Below are 9,551 nucleotides of genomic sequence, written 5' to 3'. Positions count from 1 at the left end.
CGACCTGGACCTGATGGAGATCAACGAGGCGTTCGCGGCGCAGGCGCTGGCGGTGCACAAGCAGATGGGCTGGGACACGTCGAAGGTGAACGTGAACGGCGGGGCGATCGCGATCGGTCACCCGATCGGCGCGTCGGGCTGCCGGATCCTGGTGACGCTGCTGCACGAGATGGCCAAGCGTGACGCGAAGCGCGGGCTGGCGTCGCTGTGCATCGGCGGCGGGATGGGCGTCGCGCTCGCGGTCGAGCGTCCGTAACAGGCCGTTCGCAACCGGCCGTTCGCCACCGGCGAACCGAATCCGTGCGCCGGCCGATTGCGGCTTCGGCCGGCGTCACGTGAAGTCAGAGGGGGCTCCGGCAGCTCTCGAAACCAAAAAATGGAGTGAGATTTATGTCTCAGCGAATTGCGTACGTAACGGGCGGGATGGGCGGCATCGGCACCAGCATCTGCCAGCGCCTGTCGAAAGACGGCTTCAAGGTGGTCGCAGGCTGCGGCCCGAACTCGCCGCGCCGGGTGAAATGGCTCGAGGACCAGAAGGCGCTCGGGTACGATTTCATCGCATCGGAAGGCAACGTCGGCGACTGGGACTCGACCAAGGAAGCGTTCGACAAGGTCAAGGCTGAAGTCGGCGAGATCGACGTGCTGGTCAACAACGCGGGTATCACGCGCGACGTCGTGTTCCGCAAGATGACGCACGAAGACTGGACCGCAGTGATCGACACCAACCTGACGAGCCTGTTCAACGTGACGAAGCAGGTGATCGACGGGATGGTCGAACGTGGCTGGGGCCGCATCATCAACATTTCGTCGGTGAACGGCCAGAAAGGGCAATTCGGCCAGACCAACTATTCGACCGCGAAGGCCGGTATCCACGGCTTCACGATGTCGCTCGCGCAGGAAGTCGCGACGAAGGGCGTGACGGTCAATACCGTGTCACCGGGCTACATCGGCACCGACATGGTGAAGGCGATCCGCCCCGACGTGCTCGAGAAGATCGTTGCGACGATCCCGGTGCGGCGTCTTGGCGGCCCCGAGGAAATCGGCTCGATCGTCGCGTGGCTCGCGTCGAACGATTCCGGTTTCGCGACCGGCGCCGACTTCTCGCTGAACGGCGGCCTGCACATGGGCTGAGCGTCCGGGTTGCGCGGGCCGGGTGGCCGCGCAGCCGGGCGTTTTCCGAAGGCCCCCGCCTCCCGGATTCGGGCGGCGGGGATTCGTCACTTGCGCTACGCTGCACTCAAAGGCGTTACATGACTACTACAAAGAAGACGGCCGAACGGCTCATCAAGAAGTACCCGAACCGCCGGCTCTACGATACAGAGACAAGCACGTACATTACGCTGACCGACGTGAAGCAGCTCGTGCTGGAGCAGGAGGATTTCAAGGTCGTCGATGCGAAATCCAACGAAGACCTGACGCGCAGCATTCTCCTGCAGATCATCCTCGAAGAGGAAAGCGGCGGTGTGCCGATGTTCTCGTCGTCGATGTTGTCGCAGATCATCCGTTTCTACGGTCATGCGATGCAGGGCATGATGGGCACGTACCTGGAAAAGAACATCCAGGCGTTCATCGACATCCAGAACAAGCTCGCGGATCAATCGAAGAACCTGTACGAAGGCAACGCGATGAATCCGGAAGTCTGGTCGCAGTTCATGAACATGCAGGCGCCGATGATGCAAGGGATGATGACGAGCTACATCGAGCAGTCGAAGAACATGTTCGTGCAGATGCAGGAGCAGATGCAGAACCAGGCGAAGTCGATGTTCAGCACGTTCCCGTTCAAGCAGCCGGGCGCGCCGGAGCCGGAGAAGAAGTAGCGATTCGCGGCGGGCCGGCCGCGGCGGCGCGAGCCGTCGGGCGTCGGCGCCGCGAAGCAGGGCGGCGCGGGTTGGCCGATCGGGTGCCCGGGCACAACGATGCGTGGCTGCCGCCTGCCGGAAGACATCGCCGACGATCGTTCGTGATCGTCGGCACGACACACTCGCGCCGTGTACGGTGCGGGTATGACCATTGTCCGGTCGATCGAAATCCAGTCACCAGTGAATGAAAGCCGGGGCACGTTGCGCTTGAGGGCATGTGTTCGACCCGGTGCGGGTGTGTGCCTGTCGCACCCGGAGCGGCGCTGCACGGCAACGCGCGGTACCGGTTCCGGGCACGCGAGAGAGGCGATGCCGCGTCGATCCGATGCGACCGACAACAACAAACTAACTGAGAGAGCGCATGCGAAGGATTCGGATGGCATCGACCGTCAGGCTGGCCGGTCTTGCTTCGGTGTTCATGTGTGGGGTGGGTTTGGCCTTGCCGGCGCTGGCGCTGGATTGCACGAAGGCCGCGCAACCCGTCGAGAAGCGCATCTGCACGAGCCCCGCGCTGCGGGCAGCCGATGCGCGAATGAATTCGGCCTATGCGGGCGCGCTGAAGGTCGCGCCGGACGCTGCTATTCGCGACATGCTCGTGCGCAGCCAGCGCCGCTGGATCGCCGCGCGCAACAACCGTCTCGATGCCGATTATGACGGCCATCTGCTGGCAGTCAATGAAGTGCGCAAGGCAATCGACCGACGCAGCGCCGAGCTGGCGGATCAGTCCGGTAAAGGCCTGATCGCGCGAGCACTGGCCGAACGCCAGTGGCTCGCGAAATTCACGGGCGGTCCGTTGACCGGTTTCGATGGCAACTGCGATTTCATCCCCGACGATGCGAGCGGCGCGCACGTTTCGTATGCGTGTTTCGGCGCGGTGCACGTGCAGAATCGCACGCGCATCTGCAGCCAGAGCGAGGACTGGGCGACTGGCGCGGTTTATCAGTACCGCTCGGTGAGCGCGGCCGATGGCGGGCGGGCGCGCCCGGTGGCGTTTTGCGAGGCACAGGCGCATGGGCGTGCGTGCGATAACGGGGGCGCGCAATCGGGTTGGATGCGTGCGGGGGTGTCCGGTGACGATAAGCGTGCGTCCGCGCCGGCAATCGGTTTGCCGCAACTCGATGCGGAAATGTGGCCGATCGGCGACGGAGACGATGCGGTGTGGTTTGAGCGGTGTCTGACTGCGTCGGTGTTTCCTGATGCGCGGTGACGTATGGCGTTTCGTGTTCCAGCAAGGCCCGCCATGGCGGGCCATTTTCATTTCTTGACGTCGTTCAGTGCGCCGTACCGTAGTCCTGATCGTCGTCCGACGGTGGGAGGTCGAGCACGAGCTTGACGGCGCTGTAGTTGGCCTTGAGCGAAAACACTCGGCCGATCACGAGAAACGTCTGGCGCGAATTCTCGAGTTCGACGAAATCGCCCGGTTGCGGTACGTGCCCGCCTTGATCGTAGGAAAAGCTGGTGCTGGTTTGTTCTCCGATGGCCTCTGCTGCGTGTTCGGTGAATTCGATCGTGATGTGGGTGGTCATGCAGGCCCCGTCGTGGGTGGATTGAAGCGGTTGGAGGTTCCGATTCTCGCATAATGGCGGTTCGCTTCCGGAGCGATTGTCGTGCACCAGTGCTTGCGGATCGTGCTGGCCCGCCGGGCTCCGGCTCACCGGAACACGCGTTCGTCGAGGATTTTCTCGCGAGCCCTGCAGCGAGCCTCCCGCTGGATAAACGTGACAGTACGATGGCAGCGGCCCGGCCGAAGCCGGGCGGCGCGGAACGAAGCGAGGCGGCGTTATTTCCCTGCAAACGTGCCGGCTTCCACCAACGTCATCTTGGCGGGGTCCAGGTATGCGCGGATGGCGGTGTTGACCTGCTCGACGGTCAACGCGCGGATGCGCTCGGAATAGGTGTCCAGGTCACTCAGCGGGCGATCCTGGAGCACCGTCTGGGCGATCATGGCGGCCATCTGGCCGGTGGTTTCCATCGCGACTTGATGGCGACCGATCATGCCGTCCTTGCGTGCATCCAGTTCCGCCTGGGTGATGCCCTGTTTCCACCAGACATCCAGAATGCGGCGCGTGCTGGCAATGCCCTTGTCCAGCAGGGGCGGGGCGAAGCTGCTGGCGATGAAGAATCCGCCGTTCATCTGGGAGAGCCCGGACAGGCTGGCACGGATGCCGTAGGTGAGGCCTTCCTTGTCTCGGACCCCTGCCATCAACCGGCCGGTGAAGCCGTTGCCCAGGATGTTGACGGCAGCGCTGAGGGGCAGGTAGTCGGCATCGTTCGCGCGCAGGTCGATGGCCTGACCCAGCATCACGCTGATGGATGCCTTGTCCTTCATCGCGATTCGCTGCGTGTCGGCCTGGCTCGCCTTGGGTGGCGGACTCTGTCGCACGAGGGCCTTGCCACCGCTCCAGCCCGCGAAGGCCTCGGTTACCGTGGATTGCAGGCGTCCCGGGTCCGCTCCACCCACTACCACCAGCGTCATATGTGCCGGTCCGTAGTAGGTGCGATGAAACGCCTTGATATCGTCCAGCGTGGCAGCGGCAATGGCCTCGAGCATCCGCTCGCGCGGCACCGGGGCGTTGAGGTGCGAGTCGGGGTAGATGGACCGATGCAGCGCCTCGGTGGCCCGGACCGACGGGTTTTCTCCGGCGTTGCGGACCGCGGCCTCCAGCCGGGTCTTGGCCTTGGCCAGTTCCTCAGGTTTGAAGGCTGGCTGGCGCAACTGGTCAGCCATCAGGTCGATCAGCGTCGGCAGATCCTTGGTCAGGCATTGGCCACGTATGCCGACGTAACCTCCGTCGGACTGGAATGACAACTGCGCGCCCAGGCTGTCCAGCAGCGCGGAGATCGCCACCTTGTCGCGACGGGCGCTGCCTTCCTGCAACAACATGCCGGTCAGCAGGGGCACGGCCGGATTGGCTGACTTGCTGGCCGCGTCGGCGTCGCCCAGGGGCATGACGCCGACCAGTGACACCATTTCATGCGGCGACATCGGATAGGTCAGCAGCGCGATGCTGCCGGCCTGGGCGCGCACGACGCGGTCGGCGATGCCGGCCTGAGCCGCAACAGGCAGCCACAGCACGGCGAACCACACGAACCAAGTCCGCAGATGATTGAAACGAACATGCTTCATGAAGATTTCTCCGGGACGAACCAGCCGGTCGTGCTCTGTTTTTCGATGAGGTACTTGCGGGCGACGCGCTGCACGTCGGCGGGCGTTACCTTCTCCAGTTCTTCAAGCTCGGTGACGAACCGTGTCCAGTCGCCCAGCGAGACCGCGTTGCCCAGTCGGGCGGACGTCAGGCTGACGCCGTCACGCTGGTAGATCTGATCGGCCCGATAAGGCCCCAGCACCCGCTGGATATCCTCGCGAGTGACGCCCTCGGTCTTGATGCGCTCCAGTTCGGTCCAGGCGATTTTTTCGGCCTGCTCGTGTTTCGCGTCGGGCGGCAGGCTGACCGTCACCACGAACGGACCGGGGTCGCGCAGCGCGTGGAAACTGGCGCCGGCATGCGTGGCAATCGCAGTGTCAACCAGTGCGCGATACAGCGGGCTGCTCTTGCCCTGGCTCAATACCAGGCCCAGTACGGTCAGGGCCGGCGCATCGGGATCAAGCGCGCGCGGCGCCTTGAAGGCAATGATCAGATTGCCTGTTGCGCCGGCGCGCTTGAGCACCAGCCTTCGCGGCCCCTGCTGCGGAGGTTCCTCGGTCGTGACAGCGGGGATGGCCTGGGGGGCGCGCGGGATGCCGCTGTAGTACTGCCTGACCCAGCCCAACGCCTGGTCCGGCCGAAAATCGCCGACCAGGATGACGACTGCGTTGTCCGGCCAGTAGAAGGTGTCGTAGAAACGGCGCAGCTTGTCCACGCTCACATGCTCGATGTCGCTGCGCCAGCCAATGGTGGGATGGTGATAGGGGTGCGCCTGGTAAGCAGTGGCCATGACCTGCTGGAACAATGCGGTGAAAGGACTGTTTTCGCCCCGCTCGTACTCGTTGCGCACTACCGTCATCTCGCTGGCCAGATCTTCCGGGCGCAGCAGGAGGTTGCGCATGCGGTCGGCCTCGATGGCGATGTAGCCTTCCAGCGCATCGCGACCGAGCGTGCCGAAGTAGTTGGTGCGGTCCGTCGAGGTGGTGGCGTTGAAGGTCGCGCCCACTCGCTCCATGTAGCTGTTCAATGAGTTGCCGAGCGCCGTGTTGTAGTGGCGGCTGCCCTTGAACATCAGGTGCTCGAGCAGGTGGGTGTCGCCGGTCGTGCCGGTGGCTTCGTTGCGTGAACCCACTTGGTACAACACCTGGAAACTGACTACCGTCGCTGCCGGGTCGGGCAGGGCAAGCACGGTGAGACCATTGGCATCCAGACGGTATTCGTCGATACCGCCCAAGGAGCGGACGTGGGTAAAGCCCGCTACCTCGACGGGTTGGGCCATCGCCGTGCCTGCAATCAACAGGCACAGTGAGAGCCCGGTGCATATCAAACGTCGTACTGACATGGAACGTCCTTTGGTGTGGGCAGGATGAACGCGGAAGATGGGGCGCCGGCTCGGCAGGTCAGTTGACCTGCCATGCGCCGAGCGCGGCGAACGTGAAGTTTTTCATATTTTCCGATGCGCGTTGACCGGTGGCGTATGGCGGGGACATCAATGCCGTGATGCGCTCGTTGACGGCCATGCGCTGTTTGACCGTCGATGCGTAGCGACAGACGGCGCGATCTCCTTTGAATGTGCAGATCACCTGAAAGCGATTGTCGGGCTTGGACTTGTTCGATGGCGCATCGCTCTGGGGGCTGGCGGCAAACAACGCAGGCAGGGGACCGTTCGACGCTGACGCATCGGCGGAAAATCGGGACTCGTCGCCGGTGCCCCGGTCGGGCGTGATGGCAATGGAGGCACGACTGGGCAGTCTGTCGCAAGCAAAGAAGTTCGGAGGCCAACGGCCCGCGTTGACTCGGGTGGTATGCTGCGTTGCCGGTTCCGCCATCGGGGGCGTGGCGGCTTCGGTGTTTATCGAGGCCGGTACGGAAACCAACATCGCAAGTCGGCGCGCGAGCACGCGCAAGGTGGCGACCTTCATTCGGCATCCCGTTCCAGGGTAAGGGCGATCGACGCACGACCGCAATCGACAGGCTCGTGCGGCTCGACGTCGTGACATCGAAGGCAGCGCGGCCCCATTGCGAACTGGTGAGCCAAATTCGACCCCACGTGACAATGCAGGCGGGGGCAGGGAGGCTCAGGTGCGATGCTACTTCGCGCTCCATCATCGTGAAATGAGACGAGTTCGAATTCTTGGGGCAGAACCGGCGTATTCGTCGGTATGACCGTGACCTGCCTGGTTTCTTCGGGCTATTTCATTCTTGCAGAACGGCCTCGATGGAAAGCTTCTTCGGCACCCTCAAATCCGAGTGTTTCAAGCAACAGCACTTCACTTGCATGGAGCAATTACGCCAGACGCTGGAGCGCTATATCCATTGCTACAACCACGAACGCATCAAGCTCAAACTGAAAGGACTGAGTCCCGTGCAATACAGAACTCAGTCCTTGGGCGTCTAGCCTTTAATCGTCCAACTTCGTGGGGTCAGTTTATGGACGGCCTTTTCCTTTTTCGAAGCAGCAGATACAGATCGGCATGTGCCACGCGACAACGGGCAATCCGGTGTGCACGTCGTCTGTATTTTGCGCATGATGCAGACCGTTCCAGCCAGGGTGGGCGGTGTGGTTCGATAGCCTTTTCCCTTTTCGGGTAGGACCTTTCCCCTCGTCCCCCTTCCTTTGACCGCTCCCTTTCTCCTTGTCCCATTTCGCTTGGGTAGAGCAGGCGCCGCGCGGCACTAAGGCATCCGTTGGTTATCCGAATGAGTCGCCCACATAAAGTGGTTGGGCCATTCGTGGCCCGATCGAGCCAAAAGTGGCCCGGCTATTTCTTTTTATTTTCAATGATTTGCGTTTGTGCGGGCCATGAATGGCCCGAAATGCCGGTCAAAAAATCAATTTTCGCAGCTTCGCGTTCCTCGTCGTCTGTCCGAAGCGCCTCGCATTCCATCTAGTGCGCTGAAATTAAAGGATTAAATGTCGATTCGCGAAAGTTGGCACGGGCATTGCATTACCTAGGTCGTCATCGCCGATGGCAACACGGTCAGAGGGCCGTGTCGGTTCCAACAACAAGGACTGCATCCATGCCGACTCCCGCTTATATCAGCATCCAGGGCAAGACCCAGGGCAACATCACGCAAGGTGCCTTCACCGCCGACTCCGTTGGCAACGTCTACCAGGAAGGCCACGAAGACCAGATCCTGGTCCAGGAAGTCGAACACCTGATCGCTACCCCGACTGATCCGCAGAGCGGCCAGCCGTCGGGCCAGCGTGTGCACAAGCCCTTCACCTTCACGTCGCCGCTCAACAAGGCCACGCCGCTGCTGTACCAAGCACTGGCCTCCGGTGAAATGCTCCCCGAAGTGGAAGTGAAGTGGTACCGCACTTCGACCGAGGGCAAGCAGGAACACTTCTTCACCACCAAGCTCGAAGACGCCACCATCGTCAACATCAACACCGTGCTGCCGCATGCGCAGGACGCAACTAAGGCCGAATACACCCAGTTGGTGAAGGTCGCCATGGCCTACCGCAAGATCACCTGGACCCACGCCATCGCCGGCACCGAAGCCTCGGACGACTGGCGCAAGCCCCAGGAAGCGTAAGCCAGGGTCACCCGCGCGACCGGCGCTTGCGCCGGTCGCTCAACTCAGCATGTAGACCACCAGTCCGGTAACGGGCTGGTAAGGAATGCTCATGGTTGATCGAACTGACCTGTGCTTTACCTTCACCGCCGGCGACGAATCATTCGAGGTCGTCGAGTTCACCCTGCACGAAGGCCTGTCCGAGACCTTCCTGTTGCAGGTGGAATTGGCCAGCGCGAATCCTGCCATCGACTTTGGCCAAGTGCTCGATCACAACGGCCTGCTCACGATCTGGCAGGGCGGCTTGCCCGTGCGCTACGTGCATGGCGCCATCTCATCGTTCGTGCAGCGTGACACGGGCTTTCGACGCACTCGTTATTCCGCCGTGGTCGAGCCGCGTTTGGCACGACTGAAGCTGTCCTCTGATTGGCGCATCTTCCAGACGCTGAGCGTACCCGAGATCGCTACGGCCGTGCTCAAGGCGCACAACCAGACGCTGGACTACGAGCAGCGTGTCACCAACGAGCATCTGGCGCGCGAATACTGTGTGCAGGCTGGCGACACCGACTACGACTTCATCGAGCGCATCCTGCGCGAGGAAGGCTTCTTCTACGCCTTCCAGCACAAGGCCGACGGTCATCGGTTGATCCACTGCGATCGGCTGTTTATCTTCGGCCGGCAGCAGGGCGAGCCGGTGCTGTATAACCCGACACCGGGCGGCGACCAGCCGCAGCCATGCCTGCGCACCTTCGCCTATACCGAGAGCGTACGCACCGCGCGGCAGGTGCAGCGCGACTACACTTTCAAGAGCCCGCGCTTTCCGCACGAGTACCCGCGCGAGGGCACAGACCTCGATCACCAGAGCCGCGGCTACGCGCGCTACGACTATCCGGGCCGCTACAAGCACGAATCCAGCGGCAAGGCCTTTACGCAGGACCGCCTGCGCGGTCACCGTCGCGATGCGCGTATCGCGCGGGTGAACGGCGACGATGCGCGCCTGCAACCGGGCACCGCGTTCGACTTGATT

Annotated in this window: 9 protein-coding genes and 2 pseudogenes; 7 read left to right on the top strand and 4 right to left on the bottom strand. The window is 62.6% G+C overall.

The window, feature by feature from the left end; all coding sequences use genetic code 11:
• The 4 genes and pseudogenes from VK92_RS08580 to VK92_RS08565 form a co-directional block, all read left to right on the top strand.
• Positions 1 to 256 (top strand): annotated as a pseudogene (locus VK92_RS08580) (acetyl-CoA C-acetyltransferase); the annotation flags it as partial.
• A 134-nt stretch (positions 257 to 390) separates the two neighbouring features.
• Positions 391 to 1,131: a 3-ketoacyl-ACP reductase gene (locus tag VK92_RS08575; RefSeq protein ID WP_006491801.1), complete on the top strand. Its 741-nt coding sequence runs from the start codon at positions 391 to 393 to the stop codon at positions 1,129 to 1,131.
• A gap of 119 nt (positions 1,132 to 1,250) precedes the next feature.
• Positions 1,251 to 1,817, top strand: coding sequence for a polyhydroxyalkanoate synthesis repressor PhaR (phaR, locus tag VK92_RS08570; protein ID WP_011549704.1), 567 nt, complete (start codon positions 1,251 to 1,253; stop codon positions 1,815 to 1,817).
• 418 nt (positions 1,818 to 2,235) lie between these two features.
• Positions 2,236 to 3,066 (top strand): lysozyme inhibitor LprI family protein, encoded by an 831-nt coding sequence (locus VK92_RS08565; RefSeq protein WP_224052107.1) that lies wholly within the window; start codon positions 2,236 to 2,238, stop codon positions 3,064 to 3,066.
• A 64-nt stretch (positions 3,067 to 3,130) separates the two neighbouring features.
• On the opposite strand, the gene VK92_RS08560 is transcribed toward VK92_RS08565, so the two are convergent.
• The 4 genes from VK92_RS08560 to VK92_RS41570 form a co-directional block, all read right to left on the bottom strand.
• On the bottom strand, positions 3,131 to 3,385 hold the full coding sequence (locus tag VK92_RS08560) for a hypothetical protein (protein ID WP_021159790.1): 255 nt from the start codon (positions 3,383 to 3,385) through the stop codon (positions 3,131 to 3,133).
• Between the two features lie 254 nt (positions 3,386 to 3,639).
• Positions 3,640 to 4,986, bottom strand: coding sequence for a M16 family metallopeptidase (locus tag VK92_RS08555; RefSeq protein ID WP_048021121.1), 1,347 nt, complete (start codon positions 4,984 to 4,986; stop codon positions 3,640 to 3,642).
• Positions 4,983 to 6,284, bottom strand: coding sequence for a M16 family metallopeptidase (locus tag VK92_RS08550; RefSeq protein WP_048021150.1), 1,302 nt, complete (start codon positions 6,282 to 6,284; stop codon positions 4,983 to 4,985). Before VK92_RS08550 ends, VK92_RS08555 begins: the two co-directional genes overlap by 4 nt.
• Before the next feature lie 121 nt (positions 6,285 to 6,405).
• Positions 6,406 to 6,927, bottom strand: coding sequence for a hypothetical protein (locus VK92_RS41570; RefSeq protein ID WP_131723280.1), 522 nt, complete (start codon positions 6,925 to 6,927; stop codon positions 6,406 to 6,408).
• Between the two features lie 290 nt (positions 6,928 to 7,217).
• Between VK92_RS41570 and VK92_RS08545 the strand changes: the two are divergent.
• The 3 genes and pseudogenes from VK92_RS08545 to tssI all read left to right on the top strand — a co-directional run.
• Positions 7,218 to 7,403: pseudogene (locus tag VK92_RS08545) on the top strand (IS3 family transposase); the annotation flags it as partial.
• Positions 7,404 to 8,026: 623 nt separating this feature from the next.
• Positions 8,027 to 8,545: an Hcp family type VI secretion system effector gene (locus VK92_RS08540; protein ID WP_048021124.1), complete on the top strand. Its 519-nt coding sequence runs from the start codon at positions 8,027 to 8,029 to the stop codon at positions 8,543 to 8,545.
• A gap of 91 nt (positions 8,546 to 8,636) precedes the next feature.
• On the top strand, positions 8,637 to 9,551 hold a 915-nt coding region (gene tssI, locus VK92_RS08535), incomplete at its 3' end, for a type VI secretion system tip protein TssI/VgrG (protein ID WP_048021154.1).

Source organism: Burkholderia sp. LK4 (assembly GCF_001043615.1).
GTDB classification, from domain to species: domain Bacteria; phylum Pseudomonadota; class Gammaproteobacteria; order Burkholderiales; family Burkholderiaceae; genus Burkholderia; species Burkholderia cepacia.
The sequence above is the reverse complement of the archived record's forward strand: the minus strand, read 5'-3'. Positions and strand labels throughout refer to the sequence as shown.

Excerpts from the sequence above, each read along its gene's own strand:
- VK92_RS08560 (WP_021159790.1), bottom strand. The coding sequence starts at position 3,385 with ATGACCACCCACATCACGATCGAATTCACCGAACACGCAGCAGAGGCC.
- VK92_RS08550 (WP_048021150.1), bottom strand. The coding sequence starts at position 6,284 with ATGGCCCAACCCGTCGAGGTAGCGGGCTTTACCCACGTCCGCTCCTTG.
- VK92_RS41570 (WP_131723280.1), bottom strand. The coding sequence starts at position 6,927 with ATGAAGGTCGCCACCTTGCGCGTGCTCGCGCGCCGACTTGCGATGTTG.
- phaR (WP_011549704.1), top strand. The coding sequence starts at position 1,251 with ATGACTACTACAAAGAAGACGGCCGAACGGCTCATCAAGAAGTACCCG.
- VK92_RS08565 (WP_224052107.1), top strand. The coding sequence starts at position 2,236 with ATGGCATCGACCGTCAGGCTGGCCGGTCTTGCTTCGGTGTTCATGTGT.
- VK92_RS08555 (WP_048021121.1), bottom strand. The coding sequence starts at position 4,986 with ATGAAGCATGTTCGTTTCAATCATCTGCGGACTTGGTTCGTGTGGTTC.
- VK92_RS08575 (WP_006491801.1), top strand. The coding sequence starts at position 391 with ATGTCTCAGCGAATTGCGTACGTAACGGGCGGGATGGGCGGCATCGGC.
- VK92_RS08540 (WP_048021124.1), top strand. The coding sequence starts at position 8,027 with ATGCCGACTCCCGCTTATATCAGCATCCAGGGCAAGACCCAGGGCAAC.